Source organism: Advenella incenata, assembly GCF_004217095.1.
Classification (GTDB): Bacteria; Pseudomonadota; Gammaproteobacteria; order Burkholderiales; family Burkholderiaceae_B; genus Advenella; species Advenella incenata.
Window position 1 is genome coordinate 1,043,614 of sequence record NZ_SHKO01000001.1, and the last position, 21,159, is coordinate 1,064,772.

Annotated in this window: 20 protein-coding genes; 13 read left to right on the top strand and 7 right to left on the bottom strand. The window is 51.3% G+C overall.

The features are described from left to right. Positions 1-123: 123 nt before the first annotated feature. Positions 124-1,053: a LysR substrate-binding domain-containing protein gene (locus tag EV681_RS04720; RefSeq protein WP_130303399.1), complete on the bottom strand. Its 930-nt coding sequence runs from the start codon at positions 1,051-1,053 to the stop codon at positions 124-126. A gap of 102 nt (positions 1,054-1,155) precedes the next feature. On the opposite strand from EV681_RS04720, the gene EV681_RS04725 reads away from it, so the two are divergent. The 4 genes from EV681_RS04725 to EV681_RS04740 all read left to right on the top strand — a co-directional run bounded on the left by EV681_RS04725 (position 1,156) and on the right by EV681_RS04740 (position 6,048). Further along, the gene (locus tag EV681_RS04725) at positions 1,156-1,797 is read left to right on the top strand and encodes an HAD family hydrolase (protein WP_130303400.1); all 642 of its coding nucleotides are present in this window, start codon (positions 1,156-1,158) and stop codon (positions 1,795-1,797) included. Between the two features lie 168 nt (positions 1,798-1,965). Further along, positions 1,966-3,126 (top strand): alanine racemase, encoded by a 1,161-nt coding sequence (locus EV681_RS04730; protein ID WP_130304021.1) that lies wholly within the window; start codon positions 1,966-1,968, stop codon positions 3,124-3,126. Then, positions 3,113-3,529, top strand: a complete 417-nt coding sequence (locus tag EV681_RS04735) for a RidA family protein (RefSeq protein ID WP_130303401.1) — start codon at positions 3,113-3,115, stop codon at positions 3,527-3,529. The genes EV681_RS04730 and EV681_RS04735 overlap by 14 nt, the downstream gene beginning before the upstream one ends. A gap of 677 nt (positions 3,530-4,206) precedes the next feature. Continuing rightward, positions 4,207-6,048, top strand: coding sequence for an ABC transporter ATP-binding protein (locus tag EV681_RS04740; protein ID WP_128395616.1), 1,842 nt, complete (start codon positions 4,207-4,209; stop codon positions 6,046-6,048). A gap of 174 nt (positions 6,049-6,222) precedes the next feature. On the opposite strand, the gene EV681_RS04745 is transcribed toward EV681_RS04740, so the two are convergent. The 3 genes from EV681_RS04745 to EV681_RS04755 all read right to left on the bottom strand — a co-directional run bounded on the left by EV681_RS04745 (position 6,223) and on the right by EV681_RS04755 (position 9,431). Then, positions 6,223-7,140 (bottom strand): dihydrodipicolinate synthase family protein, encoded by a 918-nt coding sequence (locus EV681_RS04745; protein WP_128395617.1) that lies wholly within the window; start codon positions 7,138-7,140, stop codon positions 6,223-6,225. A gap of 63 nt (positions 7,141-7,203) precedes the next feature. Then, positions 7,204-8,175: a Bug family tripartite tricarboxylate transporter substrate binding protein gene (locus tag EV681_RS04750; RefSeq protein ID WP_130303402.1), complete on the bottom strand. Its 972-nt coding sequence runs from the start codon at positions 8,173-8,175 to the stop codon at positions 7,204-7,206. Between the two features lie 128 nt (positions 8,176-8,303). Next, on the bottom strand, positions 8,304-9,431 hold the full coding sequence (locus EV681_RS04755) for a mandelate racemase/muconate lactonizing enzyme family protein (protein ID WP_128395619.1): 1,128 nt from the start codon (positions 9,429-9,431) through the stop codon (positions 8,304-8,306). A 177-nt stretch (positions 9,432-9,608) separates the two neighbouring features. Here EV681_RS04755 and EV681_RS04760 point away from each other — a divergent pair, with 177 nt between their 5' ends. Beyond that, entirely contained in the window at positions 9,609-10,469 is an 861-nt protein-coding gene (locus EV681_RS04760) for a LysR family transcriptional regulator (RefSeq protein WP_130303403.1), read from the top strand. Positions 10,470-10,625: 156 nt separating this feature from the next. On the opposite strand, the gene EV681_RS04765 is transcribed toward EV681_RS04760, so the two are convergent. Continuing rightward, positions 10,626-10,814, bottom strand: coding sequence for a hypothetical protein (locus EV681_RS04765; protein WP_128395621.1), 189 nt, complete (start codon positions 10,812-10,814; stop codon positions 10,626-10,628). A gap of 271 nt (positions 10,815-11,085) precedes the next feature. Continuing rightward, complete coding sequence (locus tag EV681_RS04770) at positions 11,086-12,102, bottom strand: LysR family transcriptional regulator (protein WP_130303404.1); 1,017 nt, start codon at positions 12,100-12,102, stop codon at positions 11,086-11,088. A 154-nt stretch (positions 12,103-12,256) separates the two neighbouring features. Between EV681_RS04770 and EV681_RS04775 the strand changes: the two genes are divergently transcribed. The 7 genes from EV681_RS04775 to EV681_RS04805 are packed head-to-tail and all read left to right on the top strand — an operon-like array spanning position 12,257 to position 19,013. After that, positions 12,257-13,552, top strand: a complete 1,296-nt coding sequence (locus tag EV681_RS04775; RefSeq protein WP_165392940.1) for an NAD(P)/FAD-dependent oxidoreductase — start codon at positions 12,257-12,259, stop codon at positions 13,550-13,552. A gap of 1 nt (position 13,553) precedes the next feature. Next, the gene (locus tag EV681_RS04780; protein WP_130303406.1) at positions 13,554-13,952 is read left to right on the top strand and encodes a RidA family protein; all 399 of its coding nucleotides are present in this window, start codon (positions 13,554-13,556) and stop codon (positions 13,950-13,952) included. Beyond that, the gene (locus EV681_RS04785; protein ID WP_130303407.1) at positions 13,949-15,187 is read left to right on the top strand and encodes an NAD(P)/FAD-dependent oxidoreductase; all 1,239 of its coding nucleotides are present in this window, start codon (positions 13,949-13,951) and stop codon (positions 15,185-15,187) included. Before EV681_RS04780 ends, EV681_RS04785 begins: the two co-directional genes overlap by 4 nt. Before the next feature lie 22 nt (positions 15,188-15,209). Next, positions 15,210-16,292, top strand: a complete 1,083-nt coding sequence (locus EV681_RS04790; protein WP_165392941.1) for an ABC transporter substrate-binding protein — start codon at positions 15,210-15,212, stop codon at positions 16,290-16,292. After that, the gene (locus tag EV681_RS04795; protein WP_130303409.1) at positions 16,289-17,335 is read left to right on the top strand and encodes an ABC transporter ATP-binding protein; all 1,047 of its coding nucleotides are present in this window, start codon (positions 16,289-16,291) and stop codon (positions 17,333-17,335) included. Before EV681_RS04790 ends, EV681_RS04795 begins: the two co-directional genes overlap by 4 nt. After that, a complete protein-coding gene (locus EV681_RS04800) occupies positions 17,328-18,203 on the top strand; it encodes an ABC transporter permease (protein ID WP_130303410.1) in 876 nt (291 codons plus the stop codon). Before EV681_RS04795 ends, EV681_RS04800 begins: the two co-directional genes overlap by 8 nt. A gap of 9 nt (positions 18,204-18,212) precedes the next feature. Further along, on the top strand, positions 18,213-19,013 hold the full coding sequence (locus EV681_RS04805) for an ABC transporter permease (RefSeq protein WP_165392942.1): 801 nt from the start codon (positions 18,213-18,215) through the stop codon (positions 19,011-19,013). 90 nt (positions 19,014-19,103) lie between these two features. Here EV681_RS04805 and EV681_RS22895 read toward each other — a convergent pair whose 3' ends face one another. After that, positions 19,104-19,580 (bottom strand): glutaredoxin, encoded by a 477-nt coding sequence (locus EV681_RS22895; RefSeq protein WP_130303412.1) that lies wholly within the window; start codon positions 19,578-19,580, stop codon positions 19,104-19,106. Positions 19,581-20,120: 540 nt separating this feature from the next. Between EV681_RS22895 and EV681_RS04815 the strand changes: the two genes are divergently transcribed. Continuing rightward, on the top strand, positions 20,121-20,912 hold the full coding sequence (locus EV681_RS04815) for a helix-turn-helix domain-containing protein (protein ID WP_130303413.1): 792 nt from the start codon (positions 20,121-20,123) through the stop codon (positions 20,910-20,912). Positions 20,913-21,159 lie beyond the last annotated feature (247 nt).

Below are 21,159 nucleotides of genomic sequence, written 5' to 3' on the forward strand. Positions count from 1 at the left end.
GTCGATACAGCTCATTGGTCCATTTCCTTTAGCAAATTCTTCAACGCACTTACTCTGCCAGGCCAATAACAATCTTTCGGAGTGCGAAGATATACCAAACCACTGTGCTATCAGCAAGACGCCTTACGATACCCAGGGAGGTCTAGGATGAAATGTTGTTCGCAAAAATTCGATGAACAGCTTTACTCGCGCCGAAGTGACCCGTGATTGCGGAACCAGTGCCACAATATTAGCGTCGGGTAAGCGAAATTGAGGAAGCAGTTCTATTAGCGTTCCGTCTGATATGCTCGGCGCAACATCCCACTCTGAACGTACCATAATTCCTTTTCCGGCTTCGCACCATTGACGGATCACATCGCCATCGTTGCTCTCCATCATGGCGTTCACCCGTATATGTTCATACTTTTTTGATCCTGTTCTTGCAAAGTGCCAGAGCGTGACATCTTCTGCGTTCTCTCTTAACACCAGGCATGCGTGCTCAATTAGATCACTTGGGATGTTCAACTGGGGTGAGCAAGCGAGATAAGTTGGTGAAGCACACAATATGCGCTTATTGTTCGCAATAGGATGTGCTACCCAACGCGAATCTGGAATATTGCCAATGCTTATTGAAATATCGAAAGCATCGCTGTCTTGAGCATTGTGACTCGGCAATATCAAATTGTCTGAAAGTACAAGTTGGGCTTCGATTTTCGGGTGGTTTGAATGGAACTTCGCCATCAGTGGAGCCAGATATTTACGTCCAAATCCGAAAGGTCCGTGGACTTTCAGCTTTCCTGCAATGGCTTGTGTTCTCTCGCCTAGCGCCTCTTCAATTGAGCGCATTTCATTTAATACAACCGTCGCTCTCTGTGCTAGAAGATGACCCTCATGAGTCAAATGAAAACGTCGCGTGGTTCTCATGACTAATCGTGCACCTATGCGTGATTCAAGCTGGTGAAGTCGTTTGGTGATGGCAGGAGGAGTGACATTCTCTTCCCGGGCCAATCCCGCCAGACTACCAATGCGCTTTAACTGCAAAATGAATTTCAGATCAGCAATCTCAATTTTCATATTATTCACTCACAGGTTAATAAAGTAATTATATTTGATTAACCTATTGTTGTTTAATTATTTTTATACTGAGAGCTCACTCAGCCAATTGAAGGAATGGTTATGAATCGGCAGTATGACTTTGTTCTATTTGACTTATTGACCGCTCTTCTAGACTCCTGGAGCCTGTGGAACACAGCGGCGGGCAGCGAGTCGGCTGGACGCGCATGGCGTGCTGCCTACCTGCGAAGAACTTACGCATGCGGCGCGTATCGTCCATATGAAACGTTAGTACTGGAGGCGGCGCAAGAGGTTGGGTTGGGTACGAGGGTAGCTCAACGACTGGATGACAGCTGGAGTAACCTTCAGCCCTGGAGTGGTGTTGATGAAACGTTGCTGGAACTAAAACGCACGCATCGTTTAGGGGTGGTTACAAACTGTTCGGAACGCCTTGGTCATCTCGCGGTACAAAGGCTTCCAGTGACAATCGATGTGGTCGTGACTTCAGAGCGGGCTGGGTTTTATAAACCCAATCCAAAGCCATATCAGATGGCACTGGACGAGCTGGGCGCCCGACCCTCCAATACCCTATTTGTTGCTGGTTCAGGGTTTGATCTATTTGGTACTGAAGCAGTTGGTATTGATACCTTTTGGCACAACAGGGTAGGTCTGGATCGCCCCGACGGGGCGCCGCCGGCAATGTTGGAATCGGATAGTCTGGCACCGCTGTGTCAGCTTGCAAACAATAAAGGATTGCAAAAATAGCTATAAGCGTCTTAAGCAGACATGGTGCGATTAAAACGACGCTTTGCACTATTGTTTATTATGCGCGCCATGCGTTCGAAAATCTGTCGAAGCTAGTCGGGAGCGAGCTTCGACGCCTGAAGTCGGTGCTTGAAAAAATTCAAATTAACTAATTTCCTGGATATAAAAATGCAGCTAAATGAACTGGAAACTCCGGTGCTCGTGCTTGATCGGATCAAGATGGAAAACAATATCAAGCGACTGCGTGAGCATCTGAAACCTTTTAATGTTTTGTTTCGCCCTCACCTGAAAACCTGCAAATCTGCCGATGTCGCACGTTACATGACACAGAGTGGTGGGCCGGTGACTGTTTCCACTTTAAAAGAAGCGGAGTATTTTCTGGAGCATGGCTGGAACGACATCCTTTATGCCGTGGGTATCGCCGCCAACAAGTTCGCGCATGTGGCCAACTTGGTGGACCGTGGTGCGAAAATGACTGTCATTCTGGATAATCGGGAAACAGCTTCAGCACTTGCGCAGTTTTGCAGTGACAGGAAGTTGTCTTTGCCCGTTCTTTTGGAGGTCGATACAGACGGACATCGGTCCGGCATTCTCCCGGATTCGGATGCGTTGCTGGATGTCGCCGGTTTTTTTTGTCGTTCCAAAGATGATTCTGGTGCCTGGTTGGCAGGCGTCATGACGCATGCCGGAGATTCTTACAACTGTAAAGATACGCTTTCGATTGTGGCGCTGGCCGAACTGGAGAGAAAGGGGGCCGTCAACGCCGCACAGCGACTGCGGGCGGTGGGTTTCGATGCGCCAATTGTTAGCGTCGGCAGCACGCCCACGGCACATTTTGCGAGCTCGCTGGAGGGTGTGACTGAAGTTCGCGCAGGCGTCTTTGTCTTTTTCGATCTGGTCATGGCAGGTTTAGGTGTTTGTAATGTGACGGATATTGCTTTATCGGTACTGTGCACTGTTATCGGACACCAGAAAGAAAAAGGCTGGATGATAACCGATGCAGGATGGATGGCAATGTCTAGAGATAGGGGAACCGCAAAGCAACGGGTCGATCAAGGTTATGGTTTGGTTTGCAATCTGGATGGAGTGGTAATGAATGATTTGGTCATGTGCGAAGCAAATCAAGAACATGGGATAATAATGCATCGTCAGGATCCTAAGAAGACCCCCATGCTGCCGGTCGGAACGCAGCTTCGACTCCTTCCAAATCATGCATGTTCTACGGCTGCTCAACATGAGAGCTATAAAGTAGTTGCCGGGGGGCCTGAGATCGAAGCGCAATGGGCAAGGTTCAGTGGATGGGAAGGGTCAGTCCATGTCAAAAATTAAGTTAATTCATCGAGATTCTGTCATTGAGGGAATGTCGATGCCTGGCGGGCATTACTCTCACACAGTGGTCGCGGACGGATTGGTTTTTATTTCAGGACAGCTGCCTATCAACGAGTCAGGCGAGCCGTGTACATATCTCGGATTCGCAGAACAAACTGAATTAGCGATAAAGAATGTTGCTACTGCACTGCAGGCCGCGCAATGCGATTGGCGTCACGTACTCAAAATTACTGCTTATATTACAGACGTCGATAACTGGCCATTGTTTAATAAAGTTTATGCAACATATGTCGGGGAATTCAAGCCAGCCAGGACAGTGGTTCCTGTTCCGGCGCTTCACTTTGGGGCGCTGATCGAAATTGAAGCGATTGCGCTCCGCAACGGAGATAGCGCTAGTAGGTGAAAACAATTTACCAACGCGGCAACGCCAATAATTATTCGTAGTGTTGCCCGACTGCTGATTTATTCCGACTTATTTTCGAGTTTGGCCAATTGGAGTTACACGCCACGCTATCGTTTAATGATCATTTCCCTCCTTGAATCGATAGTGTGCCATTACAAAAACGATGTTCACTCATGGGAGCTCGAGTCAATGAAAAACCTATTATCATGTGCGCTGATGACCGCCTGTTTGCCGACAACACAGTCCTTGGAATATGTACTCTATTGACGCTGATGACGCCGCGTCTTTTGAATTGGAATGGACTCTAGGCAGGTGATCTTCCAAACCCGATCGGGTTGGTCCGTTGCGCGCAGACAACGCCAACCCTGGCGCAGGGGTTGTCAGGCAACAATTACTCAGCTAATATCCGCAGACCGATATAAAAAATTGGCCATTTCTATTTTTCAAATACCACCTAAAGGGAGTCAGTCGATGGCAGCAGCACATAACTTTTTCCCGCTCTGGGATCTGCAACATTAAGTTGCTTCTCATTTAGGTCGGCGCTCATCTCCAAGACGCAGCCTCAAATTTAAAGCGCAGCATTCTGCACTCCGATGTTTTCGGAGCGATTGCCTGTCGTCGTCAATATTCTCACTTATGGAATGCCGGAGGCCCACAAGGCGTCCGGGGTGTCATCAATGATTCAGAAAAAACTTGATTTTCGTGGTCACGCTTTTCGAAGCGTGTTGTCTTTTACTCTTTCTCATTGGCGCAAGCAGCCCTTGCGTATCTTGCTGATAGCGGGCCTGGTGCTGCTGTCTGCCGTGGCCGATGTACTCACACCATTGTATGCGGGGCGGCTGATCGACGCGGTCGCCTCAAATGCGCAAAACGCCACCATTGCCTGGGATGCCGCTATGTTGGCGTTCTGGGTGCTGACTGCGTTGGGTCTGAGCGGAACCCTGTGTCGGGAACTGACGTTCCTGAATATCATCGCACTCACTCTGAAAATGATGAGTGAAATTGCCTCTGACGCCTTTCACCGTGTGCAGCGTTTTTCCACGGATTGGCATGCCAACAGCTTTGCCGGATCTACCGTCAGAAAAGTTACTCGTGGCATGTGGGCGATTGATATGTTGAACGACACCTTGCTGGTAGCGCTATTGCCTTCTATCGCCATGCTGGTGGGCTCAACCTTTCTGCTGAGTATCCAATGGCCCATTATGGGTCTGGTGGTCGGGCTCGGTTCGGTCATCTATATCGGTGTGACCATTTTCCTGTCGCTGGCCTATGTGGCGCCAGCCGCCAGTCTGGCCAATACCTGGGATACCAGGATGGGCGGGGCGCTGGCCGATGCGATCAGTTGCAATTCAGTTGTCAAGGCATTTGGCGCCGAGCACAGGGAGGAAGCACGACTTATTCGTGTCATCGACAAATGGCGGCATCGCACGCGCCGTACCTGGATACGCGGCACGATCAATGGCGGCGTGCAAGGCTTCATGCTGGTTGTCCTGCAGACGGCGATTCTCGGCGTGGCATTGTTTCTCTGGGGAAGGAATGAGGCCAGTGTCGGCGATATTGCATTTGCACTCACGATGTTTTTCATGTTGCAAGGGTACTTGCGTGACGTGGGCATGCACATTCGCAATTTGCAACGAGCAGTTAACGACATGGAAGAGCTGGTCGCGCTTGAGGCGCAGGCTATTGGTGTGGACGACAGTGCACAGTCGGTTCCGATCGTTATCCGGGACGGCCAGATCCGCTTCGAGAACGTTTCGTTTCGCTATGGCGATCACGTAACGCCGTTGTTTGCCAACTTCTCGATGACGATCGCCGCAGGCGAACGGGTCGGCCTGGTAGGCCAGTCGGGTTCGGGGAAATCAACCTTCGTGAAACTGATTCAGCGGCTGTACGACCTGAATCAGGGGCGTATTTGCATTGACGGGCAGGACATTGCGCACGCGACGCAGGCATCATTGCGCAATCAGATCGCCATTGTGCAGCAGGAGCCCATCCTGTTTCATCGATCGCTGGCGGAAAACATTGCTTATGCGAGACCCGATGCCAGCCAAGCCGAGATTGAGATGGCTGCAAGGCTGGCCAGTGCCCATGACTTTATTACCACCTTGCCCAAAGGGTATGCAACGCTGGTCGGAGAAAGAGGGGTCAAATTGTCCGGTGGCGAACGTCAGCGTATTGCCATTGCACGCGCTTTTCTTGCCGATTGTCCGATCCTGATCCTGGATGAGGCAACGGCCAGCCTGGATAGTGAAAGCGAAGTGCTCATTCAACGGGCGATGGAACGCCTGATGGTTGGCCGTACCACGCTTGTCATTGCCCACCGGTTGTCCACGGTTCGCACGCTGGATCGATTGCTGGTGCTGGAAAAGGGTACGGTCATTGAAGAGGGCAGGCATGAAGCCCTGATCCGGCTCGAAGGCGGCTTGTATCGGCGGTTGTTCGAACGACAGGCGCTGGAACTGACCAAAGGCTTTCACGAGCAGACCCCGCCTCGTGCCTCGGTCGCTGAAGTCAGTTGATGATCGCCACCTGGTCCGCGCCTGTTTACCAACAGCGCGACCAGGGCACGCGCCACTTTGCTCGCCGAAAGCCCTGCCCAGAGGAATCAACGACAGCCTTGATGGGCCTCGACCAGCCTGTCTGTATCTTGGTGCCTCTGACGCAGGTTGACTTCTAATTGTGTCAGGTGCCTATCATGTTTCCAGGCCTGATATGCTGAAGCCGGCGGCTTGCAGTTGCTCAATCAGATTACGATGCTGCTGCGGCTCCAGTTGAACCAACGGTGGACGTACACGGGTCCAGGACGGATGTGCACTCCAATGAGCGATGGCTGATTTGAGCGCAGGTATCATCGGATAGCTTTGGAATATCTGGCGGATTTTATCAAGATCCCTTTGCTGGTTGTCGGCATCGGGGCCTTGCCAACTGTTGTACAAGGCATGAATGGCTGGCGCATTCACATTGGCAGTGGCACTGATGCACCCGGCGCCACCGCCGCGCAGCGTCTGCAGCAGAAAGGTTTCGCTGCCGGCAAAGACGTCAAAGCCCTCTGGCGCGAAATGCGTCAGCATGGCCTGGGTATTATTCCAGTCTCCGGAGGAGTCTTTGACGCCGGCCACAACGGAAGGATACGATTTCAGCAGCCGCTCGATCAGGGGCAGGCTGATGCCCACCTGCGCAACCGGCGGGATATGATATAGGTAGACTCTAAGCTGCTCATTGCCAACCTGCTCGATAACCTCAGAGAAGTAACGGTACAGGCCTTCGTCAGATACCCCTTTATAATAGAACGGCGGTAGCATCAGCACGCCGGCGCAACCGTTCTCGACAGCGTGTCGGGTCAGGCGCACGGTTGTTGGCAGATCGCAGCTGCCGGTGCCAGGCATCATCCCTTTGGGATCCAGCCCGGCGTCAATGACCGCGTCAATCATGGCGATGCGTTCATCGGGTGAAATCGAATTTGCTTCCGAGTTAGTGCCCAGAAAGGCCAGGCCGATCTGATTGGCTTGCAGCCATTTGCATTGTTCGGTAAATCTTGCAAGATCAACCGTTGCGTCTTCGGCAAATGGGGTAACGACGGGGGAGAGTACACCTTTAATTCGATCGGACATCATGTCTCCTGTTGGGGGTGTGGTTGTAAAACCCGGGTCTGACAGGACACGGGGGGCGTGCGGTCATTGAATCTTGATATTCGCGCTTTTTATGACGGCGCGCCATTTTTCTATTTCCTGCTTTTGAAAATCAGCAAATTCGGCGGGTGGCATGCCTGACGGCTCAACACCCATGGTATCAAGTTTTTTGCGAATCTGCGGGGTGTTCAGAATGGCTTTGATCTGCGAGTACAGTTTTTCTACGATGGGGTCAGGCGTGCCTTTGGGGGCGAAAATGGCTTGCCATGAACGCATCTCATAGTCGGGCAATCCCAGCTCCTTCATGGTTGGCACATCAGGCAAGCCGGCCAGCCGGGTTGAGGAAGTGACCGCCAGGGCTCTGACTGTCTTTTGTTGTACATGAGGGATGACGGTCGGCCCTTCGAACATCATGCTGACCTGCCCACCCATCACGTCCGGTAGTGCTGCCTTGCCGCCATAAGGGACGTGCACGACTTTGACATTAGCTTGCTGGCCGAAAAGAACGCCGGACAAATGTTGTGTCGTTCCAATTCCCGACGATGCATAGGTGATGGTGTCCGGCTTGTCCCTGGCCGCTGCGATAATCGCCTTGAGGTCGGTGAACGGGCTTTTGTTGGAGACCACCAGCGTATTGGCATTGAAACCGATAATCGTAATGGGCTTGAAATCACCGGCCGGATCATATTGCATATTCGGAAACAGTCCGGCATTGATTGCATGCGAGGCGATGCTGCCGCCCATGATGGTATAACCGTCGGCTTTGGCCCTGGCTACGTAGGTCGAGCCGATCATGCCGGTGGCGCCAGGTTTGTTCTCGATCACCACGGGGACCTTCAGTCGCTTGCCCAGTTCGTCGGCAATGATGCGGCCCAGGACATCGGTATTGCTGCCTGCCGGGAACGGTACAACATAGGTAATCGCCTTGTTCGGCCACGCATCCTGTGCGCAGGCAAAACCGGGAAAAGAGGCCACCACTAACGTCGTTGCTGCAATTGCATATTGAATTTTGTTCACGTTTGTCTCCTTGGAACGTGTACGGCCATATTGCGAAAATGCTGCTGTCTGCTCTGACTCGTTATCTGGTGATCTCCCTGGCCAGTTCTGCCTGATGACTTGCGTGGTGCTTCCCCATTCATTCCTTATTACTTTTTTATTAACTCCCATTTAGCCAGACTGGCCAGGTATTTTTCATCGAACTCGAAGCCCAGGCCAGGTTCCTGGTGCAGGATGACATGACCATCCTTGTGCGATAACTGCCGGTCTACCAGGCGCCGGAAGTTAAGCACCTGGTCGTCCCAGAAATACTCTACGTAGCGGGCGTTGGGCGTGCTGGCCACCAGTGGCGCATGCAGGTCATGAAACCAGTGCGGACACATGACCAGGCCAAAACTGGCCGCGGTCTGGGCAATTCTGCGCCATTCCGTAATGCCGCCGCAAACCGCCGCATCGGTCTGCAGGATCGAGGCCGCGCCCTGGTCCATCAGAGCCTTGTGGTACCAACGGCCGTAGCCGATCTCGGCGGTGGCTATCGGTATATGCGTCATGCGAGCCAGACGGGCGTGGTTTTCCAGGTCGTCCGGCAAGAAGGGCTCTTCGATAAAATAAGGGTCGTATTGTTCGAAGCGTCTGACATACTGCATAGCCTGGGTGGTGTCATACCAGGCATTATTCATATCCATCATCAGCTCAACGTCTGGTCCTACTGCTTCGCGTGCTGCCTTCAGGCGCTGTTCTTCTTCTCTGGGCGATAAGCGCCCGGATTTCATTTTCACCGCCTTGAATCCCTTGGCAACGTAACTGGCCATTTCTTCACCCAGATGCCCGGGCGTCTTGCCGTCCAGGTAATAGCCACCGCTGGCGTATGCCGGCACCCGCTCCAGGGCGACAGCGCCAAGGAACTTATGCAGGGGCAGCTGATGGGTTTTCGCATTAAGATCCCACAGCGCAATATCGAGCGCGCTGAGCGCACGCATCACGGTGCCGGACCGGCCTTGCAACAACGATTCCTGGTACATTGTCTGCCACAGCCCCTCCACTGCATAGGAGTCCTGCCCGATCAATACTGGCGCCAGCAATTGGCTTACCGCCTGTGTAAAAAGCGGGCCGCCGGCGCTGCCTACGTAGCAAAATCCAATGCCCGTTACCCCGTCGGTCGAGGTCACTTTGACCAGGCCGTAATGGCGCGCGCTCACTGTGCGGTTGGAAAACGAGGTGACTTTGTCAAGCGGCACGACCGGCGCGCATACCTGTATCGATTCGATAATTGGCATAGGATCCTTTTTACTGTTGATGACGAGTGAAATGAAGTGAACACATAATGCTATTATTGGAAGTTCGTAACATCAGAACAATATTGTTTTGCTGGGTTCAGAAATAACAAAAACTAGTTTTTGAGACCCCGACTCACCTGGATCGGGTTGGCGTTTATTACAACTGAAAGGACAGATGTGGACACCCGATTTCTGGAAAGCTTCGTGCAGGTCGTCGAGCTGGGGTCCGTGGCTGCGGCGGCCAGGCAGCTGGATTTGACGCCCACCGCCGTATCGCTCAGGCTCAGGGCGTTGGAAGCTGACGTTGGCACAGCGCTAATCAAGCGTGTGGGCCGCACAATGATGCCAACCGAGGCGGGCAGCAAGGCATTGCGCCAGGCCAAGCTGGTGCTGGCTGAAGTAAAAAACTTTAGTTCGCTGGCCAGCAATACCGAGTTGCCGGCCGGACCGCTGACGCTTGGCGCCACGCCCTCGGTCGTCAAGGGCATGCTTCCCGGGATGCTCAGAAAATGGCTTGGCAAATATGAAGGTACCAAGATTCTGATAGAGCCGGCAGCATCCACCGTGCTTTACCAGCGCTTGTTGCAAGGGGAGCTGGATGCGGCCATCCTGGTACACCCCTTATTCGAGGTGCCAAAAACAGTCTTGTGGAAGCAGCTCAGGAAAGAGCCGCTGATCCTGCTTGCACCGGCCCGGTTGCAGGGACAGGACCCGTTTTCAATTTTAAGAAAATATCCATTCATCCGCTATGACAGACGTGTTGTCGCTGGCAAGATGGCCGACGATTACCTGAAATTGCATGGGGTCTATCCTGAGCCCTGGCTGGAACTGGATGGGCTGGACTATATTTCCGATCTGGTCAAAGCCGATCTTGGGGTATCTGTCGTACCCGACTGGAGTTATGGCAATCAATACGATCCTGGCCTGATCCGGCATCGGTTGCCGGGGCCGGTGCCCACCCGCAATTTGGGCATCATGTGGTTGCGTTCCAATGTAAGGGAAAAGCTGATTCATGCTTTTCTGGCGCTGGCCGATTGAGGAACCGGGCATTACTTGGCCGCCTTGCTGCTTTACGAGGCGACGTTAGCGTCCTATACGAGAGATCGGGGTGCCTGTCTGTGATGCGAGACAGGTGTGCTTCATATTGAAATCTGCTGACGAGCCAGCCGACTAATGCCCTTGGGCTTCTTATACTCAATACCGCTGAAAATAATAGATACCAAAGTTAACGGCCAGCAGGACAACCAGAACACCAAAAAAACTGGCAATAAAAAGACCGAACCTGTGCAACTTTGTCTTATCTTTGTTTTTCTTTGAGAATAGGGTAAATAATGACGCGCCAATAGCAATGCCGATAATGCTGGCCGGATTCATAAGTTGCATAAGAAATAGTCCTTGTTATAAAAATAGATGAGACGGCATATTATCTCTATTTTGCGTGTTGTGCATTATCTTATCGTCAGGGGGCAGGGTGTGAATAGAGCCGTACACATATATGCAAGGCTAATGCGTTATCTTTTTTGCAAGTATATTTATGTGGGCCCGGATCGCGCTGCCTTGCGCAATCAGCTCTTGTCAGGTAAGCGAAATACTCGGATTCGCAGGCGCTTGATACGGCGCTGGCTCTTGTTGCTTACGCAATTGGCGAACCTGCTTATCGTTCGACAGAGCCAGTGCCGTTGCCAACAGCGCGCGCGCTGTTGGCTATGAAATTCAATGGCCCGTTGCCCGCCAGTCCATATTTATCATCGTCCTGCAGGCTGCCATCGCGCACGATATCAATCAGCATTCTTGCAAAAATTTCCGCACAGGGAACCAGTTTCTGGTCCTTGATCTGAACCAGCGCCCATTCGCCGAACCGGTTGCGTGTCATGGGGATGTTCAGGCGGACAGCATGTCCCTCTTGCAGCGCCTGTTCCATCATCAGGTTGCTGCTTACAAAAATAATGTCCGAGTCCGGGACCAGGCGATTGATCAGCGAAATATCATCACATTTGAAATTGACCGAGAACAGGTCGTTGTGGTCCAGGCCAAGACTGTGCTTGAGCTCGGAAAAAACCAGGGTGGGCAGGCTGACTGACGCAAAGGTGTAATCCAGGATTTCTACTGGCGCTATTGGTCTTGACCGGTCGAGCCGGATCAGTGGATGATTGGCATCGCAAAACAGAGCGACTGTCAGGCCGCCAATGGGGGTAACTTTCAGGAATGGATCATCCTCAAGATTGCGGATATCGGCAATGAAATAATCGATCGCCCCTTCTTTCAATTGCACCAGCAGGTTAGTCCAGTTGTCTATGCGGATATCCAGGGAAATTCTCGGATAATTCGCTTGCAATTGCCTTATGGCAGTGTGCAGGAAACATTTGGCGGGGAAAGGGCCCGATCCCACCTTGATGGTCCCGTATTCTCCCGTTTTTAGATAGTCCAGATTCTTGTGAAAGTTGCGGATCTCCGCCAGCAGGTGTCTGGCGTGGTCGACCACGAACTTGCCGGCTGGGGTTACAAGCACGGAATTCTTGCTTCGATCGAAAATCGCAATCCCGATTTGTTGTTCGATGGCCTGAATGCTTTTACTCAGGGCCGATTGGCTCAGAAACACGCGTTCGGCCGCCTTGCTGAAATTCAGTGTCTCTGACAGCACCACAATATGGTTCAATTGTTTAAAGTTCATTATGAATTTTATTCATCACCGTCCTCCGAATTATTCATTATATAGAATCAGGAGCAACTGGTATATTGTCTAAATGATGCGGTAAGCGGAATGTTTTGTTCCGATTTTCAGCACCAAATAATTCTGTGGCAAACAGAAAATTGGAGACAGGCCAGTGATCAATAACGGTGGCTACAACACGCCCAGTGGCTGGAATGCGGTGGCACGCAATCGTGTTGTCGGCGCACGTTTGCAACGCGATCTTAAGGTCCGGTTCCTGGTGGTTGGGGCCGGTTTCGCAGGATTGGCTATCGCCCGGCGCCTTGCGAGCCGCTATCCTGATGAATCCATTGCACTCATTGATGCGCTTGAGCCGGCCCAGAATAGCTCCGGGCGTAACTCCGGCTTTATGATTAACCTGCCGTTTGCCAAAATCCGCACCAGCGCCAGCACTGCCCAAAGCCAGTGGCAAACCCGAATCATGTCAATGGGCCAGCAATTGCTGGAGCAGACGATAACCCATCATGCGATCGATTGCGACTGGCATACGGTTGGACACTACAAGGCGGCAACGACAGCATTTGGCGTTGCGCAGTTACAGCAGTTGCGCCAGACCCTCGCCGTTAACCGGATCGCGTCCCGCAGGTTGTCTACCGACGACATCCGAAATGAACTTGGAACTACCCACTATCTGGACGCAATCTGGATAAGCCAGTGTTCGCTGGTTCAGCCGGCGGAGCTCATCCATGGTTTGGTCGGCAGTCTGCCCAAGAATGTACAGAGCTATTTCGGCTGCCCGGTATCCGGCATTACTGGCAACAATCCCCATGTCGTAAAGGCAGGCACGAACCAGATCTGCGCCGATACGGTTTTTTTGGCCGTCAATACCATGCTTGCGGCCTTCGGCCATGCGAAATACCGGCAACTTGCCATGTATACCTATGCCGGACTATCAAGGCCGCTGGGCGAGCAGTATCGCACATTGCTGGGTAATCAAGAGCAATGGGGAGTCACCCCGGTGGAGCAGCTTGAGGCGACCAGCCGCAAGACAGCGGACAATCGTCTGCTGCTGCGTGCCGGGTTTTCTTACAAATCAGAGTTGGCTCCCGATCAGGTAAGGCAAATATTGCAGGCGAAATTGCGGGCACGCTATCCCGATGCGCCGGTCGATATGTTTGAGCACGCCTGGGGCGGAGCCGTCAGTCTTACGCGTAACGGTGATGCCGTTTTCGGGCAATTAGGGCGGCGTCTCTACGGGGTATCCGGTTGTAATGCGTCGGGCATATTGAAGATGACAGCACTTGGCAGCCTGTTGGCCGACATGGCCTGTGATCTTGACTCGCCCCTGCTGCAGGAAAGCCAGCTTCACTGTCGTCCTGGCTTCATTCCTCCAGAACCCTTTCGGACAGTCGCCGTCAATCTCAACCTGCAAAAGCTAAAGCGGCAGTTGCAGCCCAATCAAGGAAAATAAGATGATCGAAACCGTCAAAAGCAGTATTGTCAATCACCCGGATACTCCCATCAGCAATGCCGTGCTGGCGGGCATGATGGTCTATACGGTACAAGTGCCGCGTGATCCGGATACCTTTGGACCTAGCGGAGACGGGGATATTTGGCATCAGGCCGATCGGGTTTTTTCGCAACTGGCTCACGTGCTCGAGTGCGCCGGTTCGGACATGCGGCATGTAGCGCAAATGACTATCTACCTGGTAAATCAGGATGATGCTGCCGGCATGAATGAAGTATACAAGCACTATTTTCCGACTGCTCCCTATCCGAACCGGGCTACAGTTGTCGTCAAGCAATTGCTTGGTCCCAACTGCCTGATTGAAATCGTGGTCCAGGCCATGCGAAAACAGGTTGCCGCATGAACCAAGTGACCATCATTGGTGCGGGCATTGTCGGCATCTGCACCGCCGTGACGCTGCAACAACGTGGAATACCAGTCCGGTTGATTGATGAGCGCGAGCCGGGAACCGGGACCTCCTATGGCAACGCAGGTCTGCTTAGCGTCGATAGCTGCATGCCGATAGCCATGCCTGGAATGATCAAAAAAATTCCCAAATGGCTGAGCGACAGGGAAGGACCCTTGAGCGTGCGACCGGCCTATTTGTCCACGGCAGCACCGTGGTTGCTCAAATGGCTCAAGGCAGGGTTTAGTGAATCCGGTGTGCGACGCTTGTCGAGCGCCTTGCGTGTCCTGCATCGGGATGCGGACCAGCTCTATTTGCAATTGCTGGGACCGAAAGAGTTCGCGCAGGCTTTTCACATGACCGGACAGCTTCATATCTGGGAAAGCGAACAGGATAACGACGCGTTGGGACGTCAGATACGTGCGGACAATGGCGTGACGCCCAGAATGCTCAATGCGCAGGAAATACAGGATTTATTGCCTCATATATCCCGTAAGGTCAAACGCGGCGAGTTGTACGAAAAAAATGGCCATGCCAGCAATCCGTACCAGTTGGTACAAAGTTTGTTCCAGCTATTTCTGAAAAATGGCGGACAGTTCATTCGTCAGAAAGTCAATGGCATCAGTCGGGATGACGCTTCGGGACAATATCGCATCATTCTGGCGGCACAGGACCTGAGTACTTCTCGGCTGGTCGTCTGTGCGGGAGCCTGGGCCAAAAGAGTGCTTAGTGGTTTGCATGTTGCCGTTCCACTGGAAACCGAACGTGGCTACCACGTTTGCTTCCAACCCGATGCGCTGCAGTTGTCTATTCCGGTTCTGCACAAGGAACGGGCGTTTGGAGTCACACCCATGGTCGACAATTTGCGTGTTGCGGGATTTGTGGAAATTGCCGGGCTGGATGCCGCACCGGATATGGCCAGGGAAAAAGTGCTTATGCAGCAGGCAAAAATGCTTTTTCCGGATCTTGAACTGGAGAAAAAGAAGGACTTCTGGCTTGGTTTTCGTCCGTCGACGCCGGACAGCCTGCCCATCCTGGGGACGGTCGATAAATTGCCGGAACTGTACCTGGGATTCGGTCACGGACATACCGGCATCACCGGGGCGCCCAAATCGGCCCAGATTCTGGCCAATCTGATAACCAACACACCCAATGACGTGGATATTACGCCATATGGGCTCGATCGTTTTTAGCAGCTCTTTTTGGGAGACAAACATGAAAAACAAAGACGATAAAAGCAATGACGCATTCAGCCGTCGCACTGTATTGAAAATGGCGGGCGCTACCTTGGTCGCGCCTGCAGTCTGGATAAAGAACGTACAGGCAGCGCAAGATCGCGTGGTCATCCGTTCACCCGGTGGCGCATATGACGATATTCGCAAGAAGTTGATATATGAGCCCTTTACCAAGGAGACAGGGATCCGGGTTATTCCTGTAGCCACCACTACCGGCAAGCTGGAAGCCATGATCCGCTCCGGCAATATTGAGATCGACATTATCGATAACGACGATAGCGTGCTGTTGCAATGGGAAAATGAACTGGCCGCGCTGGATTACAAGCGTTTTAAGTTCACCGATCCAGACGATATCCTGCCCGAGTATCGCCATTCCAACTATGTAGGCAATTTCGTCTACGGCGATGTCATGGGTTACAACACCGGGAAATTCAACCAGGCCTCGGTTCCGAAGACTTGGGCTGACTTTTGGGATTACAAACGCATTCCTGGCGCTCGCGCCCTGGCCGATATAGATACCGGCGGCCCCAATCTGGAATTTGCCTTGCTCGCCGACGGGGTTCCAATGAACAAACTCTATCCGCTGGATATACCACGCGCCTTCAAGGCATTAAGTCGAATCAAGCCGGGCGTGGCCAAGTTCTGGACATCCGGCGCACTCTCGGTTCAATTGCTCAGTACCGGAGACGCCGATATCAGTCCGGTGTGGAGCACTCGTATCCTCAAGGGTATCGAGAACAAGGCGCCGCTGGCCATCAATTGGAACCAGCATGGTGTACGAGTGCAGGCGTACGCTATTTTGAAGAAGTCAAAAAATCAGGAGCAAGCCCAGCAGTTGATTGACTATTGCCTGCGCCCTGAAATCCAGAGTCAATTCAGCGCATTGTGGAATAGTGGTCCCGTGACCAAAGCAGGTTACGAGGCATTGACTGCTGCAACCCGGGAGAAAATTCCGGGTGGAGATCGTACGCGCGAGCACGGATTTCTGATTGATGCGGCTTGGTGGGCAAAGAATCGTGCCGATGTCGGCAAGGAGTGGGCAAATTGGGTGCTAAATACATGAACCAGAAAGGACATATCCAGTTTCGCCAAATCAGCAAGGCTTTTGGCGCGCAGCGTGTGGTCAACGATATCAGCCTGGAGGTCGCTCCCGGAGAGTTTTTTTCACTGTTGGGCCCTAGTGGTTCCGGCAAGACGACCACCCTGATGATGTTGGCTGGCTTTGTTTTGCCCGACTCAGGGCAGATATTGCTCGACGGTCGGGATATCAGCACACTTAGTCCGCAACAGCGCAATCTTGGGATGGTCTTTCAGAATTACGCACTATTTCCCCATATGAGTGTATTGGACAACGTCATGTTTCCGCTCAAGGTGCGCAAGATTGCTACAAAAGAGTGCGTCGAGCGCGCCAGGTGGGCGATCGAGATGGTGCGACTGTCCGGTTTTGAGCAACGGTTGCCAAAGGCCCTGTCCGGCGGCCAGCAGCAGCGGGTGGCGCTGGCGCGTGCGATTGTGTTTCACCCGGAGGTGGTGTTGATGGATGAGCCACTGGGGGCGCTCGACAAAAATCTGCGTTATCAAATGCAGATGGAAATCAAGGAACTGCAAAGCCGGCTGAATATGACAGTTGTATTTGTCACGCATGATCAGGAAGAAGCAATGAATATGTCGGACCGCATCGCGATCATGAACAACGGGCGGATCGAACAGTTGGGCGAACCCAGGCAAGTGTACGAGTCTCCATGTAACGTATTTGCAGCAGGGTTTCTGGGAGAAGCGAATCTGCTGGCTTTTGATGATCTGGATGAACTCAGTCGCCAACAGATGAATATGCAAAGCGGCGATTGTCTGTTCATTCGCCCCGAACGTGTGACCCTGGCAGATGGCACAGGAAAAGAGCCAGGTGAAAAGCCAGGCCTGTCCGGAGAAGTCGTCCATGTCTCGTTCCTGGGGCATATTGTCAGGTATCAGATAAAGATCAATGATCAGATCAAGGTTTATGCCGATATGACCAATGCTGCGGACATGCAGGTTTTTGACATCGGTCATGCCGTCCGCCTGGGCTGGCGTAACCGGGACGACATAAGGATTATCCGTTATGAATAACGTATCCGTCCTGCCTGGCGGCCACAGTGCGTCCGACAACAAGCTGGCGTTCAATAACAAGATGCTGTTGTATCCGGTGCTGGCATTCCTGTTGATCTTCTTTGTCCTGCCCATTGGCTGGTTCTTTATCAAATCTGCGCTTGATTACGAGGGCAACTTCCTGTTCATGCTGTATCAGACATTCACTTCTAAGCTTTTTCTGGCGGTTGCCTGGAAAACCGTTTGGCTATCGCTGGTCGTGACATTACTCTCTCTGGTATGTGCATATCCGATAGCCTATACAATGACCCGGGCAGGATCGTTCAAATTTACGCTGATCATTATCTGCGTCATCGTGCCTTACTTCACCTCTATCATCGTGCGGACTTATTCGTGGATGATCATCCTGGGAACCAATGGGGTGGTCAATTCCTTTCTGATGCACACTGGATTGATAAACAAGCCGCTGGGCCTGATGTACAACATGACCGGAGTGACCATCGGCATGACCTATGTCTTACTGCCTTATTTTGTGCTTACGCTGTTTTCCGCAATGAAAGGTATCGACCTGTGGTTGTTGCACGCCGGGCGCGGTATGGGGGCCTCCAATTTCTACATCTTTCGTCGCATATTTTTTCCCCTAAGCATGCCGGGCATCATTTCCGGCTTTCTTATCGTTTACATCTTGGCTATTGGCTTCTTTGTAACGCCTGCACTTATGGGGGGGCCTAATGACACCATGCTGGCCATGCTCATTCAGCGCAATATCGAGGTTTCGGTCAATTGGCCATTGGCTTCAGCTCTATCGCTGTTTCTGCTGCTCATTACGCTCATCGTTTACACGCTGTATTGCAGGTACACAGACCTGGACAGAATGTTGGGGAAATAGGAATTTATGATGCGCAACCCTATAAGAATTGTTAACTTTATTTCGTTCCTGCTTTGCATGATATTGATTGCACCGATCCTTATCGTTGTCATCATGTCCTTTGGGCAGAGCAGCTATATGACCTTTCCGCCACAGGCGTTTTCCCTCAGCTGGTACGGTGAGTTCTTTTCCAGTTCTGAATGGATGAGTTCGCTGCTATCCAGTTTCATTATTGCGATCCTGGCTAGCCTGATTGCCACCACCTTGGGTTTTCTGGGCGCCTATTCGCTGGTGCGAGGCGATTATGGCAACAAGAAATTATTGATCTCCTTTTGCCTGCTGCCTCTTATTATCCCAACCATCATTACTGCGGTCGCCTTGTATTTTGCATCAGTACCGCTGGAACTGGTTGGCTCCAAGTTATGGATTGCCATTTGTCATGCCATGCTTGCTATTCCTGTGGTACTGCTCATACTGATCAGTTCCCTGCAAAATATCGATATATCAATTGAACGTGCCGCAGAAGTATTTGGCGCCAGTAAACGCTATACGTTTATGCATATCGTGATCCCGTTGGCCGTCCCGGGCATTTTGTCATCTCTTTTTTTCAGTTTCCTGACTTCATTTGATGAACTTATCGTGTCGCTTTTCCTATCAGGCCTGGAAAGCGAAACAATGCCGGTTCGGATCTGGAACAGTCTGTTGATGAATATGGAGCCAGTTATTGCGGCCATCAGTACCTTTCTGATTGCCGTTACCGTTGTCTTGCTGCTGCTTGAGCTGCTTGTGCGAAAATCCCGCGCACGCCGATCCGGTATGGCAGGGCAGTAACCCGGTTTCCTTTATTGGCATTTAGATGCCCTGACCGCGCTGGTATTGCATGTGCGGTCAGGGCGTGCAAACAAGGCTAGGCTAGCTACGCTAGCTGTGCATAAAAATGATCACCAATGGCCATCGTGCAAGGCACGAGCCTTGGCAGTGAACTGTGCTGCGCAACGTGGTCTTGTTCTCTGCATTTGTGTGCTGCACGTCTTGCCGAATCGGAGTTAAGCCGTAGTGCCCGCCGTTTCCCCAAGCAACAATAGCCATCCAGATCGCCATTGCAATCATCATAGGGTTTTCGGTCAGCGAGATGAAGCCCAGCGGTACGATGCTTGACCCGCCAACGCAGGCGCATTTCAATTGTCGTTTGTCAATGAAAATCTGCGGTGTAGTCGGTACTGCGTGTTGTTCCTTGAAAGCCTCTGTCTCTTCGTGCGAAGTCAGCCAATGATCTTCCACGTCGTAACCGGAGCGCCGCAACAGGGCTTTGGCTTTCAGGCCATAGGGGCATGTGTGCTCGTCCATGACCATGCGATCAATAACGGCTTTTCTGAGGGGCTGCATTTTTCTGGCCATCTCGGTCTCCTGACAATGCTGGATATGAGGGTAATAGCAAGAAGTAAATTCAAGCGGCATCCTGTTTGACTGGCTGCCAGTGCCCAGGCATAACGGCTGGAGTGATCTGCTCTTGTAATGCCATGTTGTTTCATTATATATATTTTGCAAAGCGCCTTTTTCCAGGAGAAAAGGCCTGTATTCTTGGTGGAATAATGTCGCTGTTACAAAGATGTGCTTTTGGAGGGAGTTCTGTCCCCCCGGTGGGGCTATTCATTTTTTTAGGGACACAAAGAGGGCGGCTCATGCGAAAAGTCGTTGCGCAATGTGCTTTTTTGCCGGATTTTATGAAAATAGCAACACCCTATGTAACTAAATAATTCTTTTTTTTAAAAATTACAACTAAACAGGGAAAATTAAACTTAAGATGAAACTTATGTCTCTTTTGATAAAACAGTGTTCTTGCGGGCAGATATGATCTGCTCTGTTACTGCAAAATGTTTTGTTTAGTAACATTTAGTATTCATTAGAATAATTAATAAGCTGTGGTGAGGCAAAAAAATGAACCAGACATATAAATCAATATGGTGTGAAAGAACAAATAATTATATTAACTCCAATAGCCAGCACATCCTTATCGTCAGCGTTTGTCAGAGTTCATTGTCCACGTTATGCGATAGTCTGGAAGCTCTGGGATTTCATTTGAGTACTGCGCAAAATAACGTTAAAGGATACGAATGCGCTGCGACACAATGCCCCAATCTGATCGTGCTTGACTTTAACATGACTGAAAGCCGCAACCGTTTTGAGTTGTTTGATATCCTGCGCAGTTCGTTATTGACCAAATATATTCCAATTATCATACTGTGCAAATCATCGGAATTACAGACCCGCCTTCATGCGTTGCAACACGGTGCTTCGGATTTTATCTATGGGCAATACACGATAGAGGAGGTCGTGGCAAGGATGAACATTCACTTGGCCTACGCCAGGCAGAAGGTACATCAGACCTTGCCGCTGCACAAGGAAAACAGAGAAGCCACAATTAACCGCATAAAACTGTATTTGTCCGAGCATCTTAACGATCCCCCGACATTGGATCAGTTGGCAAGCGAGCTGGGAGTACATAAGAAAAAACTCGCGCGCGTGTTCCAGGCGCATATGCACGAAACGATATACGACTACCTTAGTCGACTGCGCCTGGACTATTCTCAAGTGCTGCTTAGGGAAACGCAGCTCAGTATTACAGATATTGCCGAAGAAATCGGCTTTACTTCTCTTTCTGCATTTACATCTTCTTTTAGCAAACAGTACGGTATGCCGCCTACTGCTTACAGAAAAACGATGAGCTGATATCTCGGGCACATCTACTATTGCAACCCGCAAGAAATATCGTGCTGGTCAAATGCGGCCGGGCTGCGAGACAGCCTGACGCTGGGTACATCTGCGCGCTCGCCACAGCAATTTGTTTAATCATTTTTGTATAAAACTTCCAAAATGAAGTGTTTAAACAACATTAAAGTTAAATAATTGTTAGTAAATATTAAATAATTCTTAAAACTTTTCTTTCCCATCCCAATTTCTGTTTTTCATGAAACTT

What these genes read in the sequence shown, in the direction of transcription:
- EV681_RS04720 (WP_130303399.1), bottom strand. Translation starts at nt 1,053, where the DNA reads ATGAAAATTGAGATTGCTGATCTGAAATTCATTTTGCAGTTAAAGCGC.
- EV681_RS04725 (WP_130303400.1), top strand. Translation starts at nt 1,156, where the DNA reads ATGAATCGGCAGTATGACTTTGTTCTATTTGACTTATTGACCGCTCTT.
- EV681_RS04730 (WP_130304021.1), top strand. Translation starts at nt 1,966, where the DNA reads ATGCAGCTAAATGAACTGGAAACTCCGGTGCTCGTGCTTGATCGGATC.
- EV681_RS04735 (WP_130303401.1), top strand. Translation starts at nt 3,113, where the DNA reads ATGTCAAAAATTAAGTTAATTCATCGAGATTCTGTCATTGAGGGAATG.
- EV681_RS04740 (WP_128395616.1), top strand. Translation starts at nt 4,207, where the DNA reads ATGATTCAGAAAAAACTTGATTTTCGTGGTCACGCTTTTCGAAGCGTG.
- EV681_RS04745 (WP_128395617.1), bottom strand. Translation starts at nt 7,140, where the DNA reads ATGTCCGATCGAATTAAAGGTGTACTCTCCCCCGTCGTTACCCCATTT.
- EV681_RS04755 (WP_128395619.1), bottom strand. Translation starts at nt 9,431, where the DNA reads ATGCCAATTATCGAATCGATACAGGTATGCGCGCCGGTCGTGCCGCTT.
- EV681_RS04765 (WP_128395621.1), bottom strand. Translation starts at nt 10,814, where the DNA reads ATGCAACTTATGAATCCGGCCAGCATTATCGGCATTGCTATTGGCGCG.
- EV681_RS04770 (WP_130303404.1), bottom strand. Translation starts at nt 12,102, where the DNA reads ATGAACTTTAAACAATTGAACCATATTGTGGTGCTGTCAGAGACACTG.
- EV681_RS04780 (WP_130303406.1), top strand. Translation starts at nt 13,554, where the DNA reads ATGATCGAAACCGTCAAAAGCAGTATTGTCAATCACCCGGATACTCCC.
- EV681_RS04785 (WP_130303407.1), top strand. Translation starts at nt 13,949, where the DNA reads ATGAACCAAGTGACCATCATTGGTGCGGGCATTGTCGGCATCTGCACC.
- EV681_RS04790 (WP_165392941.1), top strand. Translation starts at nt 15,210, where the DNA reads ATGAAAAACAAAGACGATAAAAGCAATGACGCATTCAGCCGTCGCACT.
- EV681_RS04795 (WP_130303409.1), top strand. Translation starts at nt 16,289, where the DNA reads ATGAACCAGAAAGGACATATCCAGTTTCGCCAAATCAGCAAGGCTTTT.
- EV681_RS04800 (WP_130303410.1), top strand. Translation starts at nt 17,328, where the DNA reads ATGAATAACGTATCCGTCCTGCCTGGCGGCCACAGTGCGTCCGACAAC.
- EV681_RS04805 (WP_165392942.1), top strand. Translation starts at nt 18,213, where the DNA reads ATGCGCAACCCTATAAGAATTGTTAACTTTATTTCGTTCCTGCTTTGC.
- EV681_RS22895 (WP_130303412.1), bottom strand. Translation starts at nt 19,580, where the DNA reads ATGGCCAGAAAAATGCAGCCCCTCAGAAAAGCCGTTATTGATCGCATG.
- EV681_RS04815 (WP_130303413.1), top strand. Translation starts at nt 20,121, where the DNA reads ATGAACCAGACATATAAATCAATATGGTGTGAAAGAACAAATAATTAT.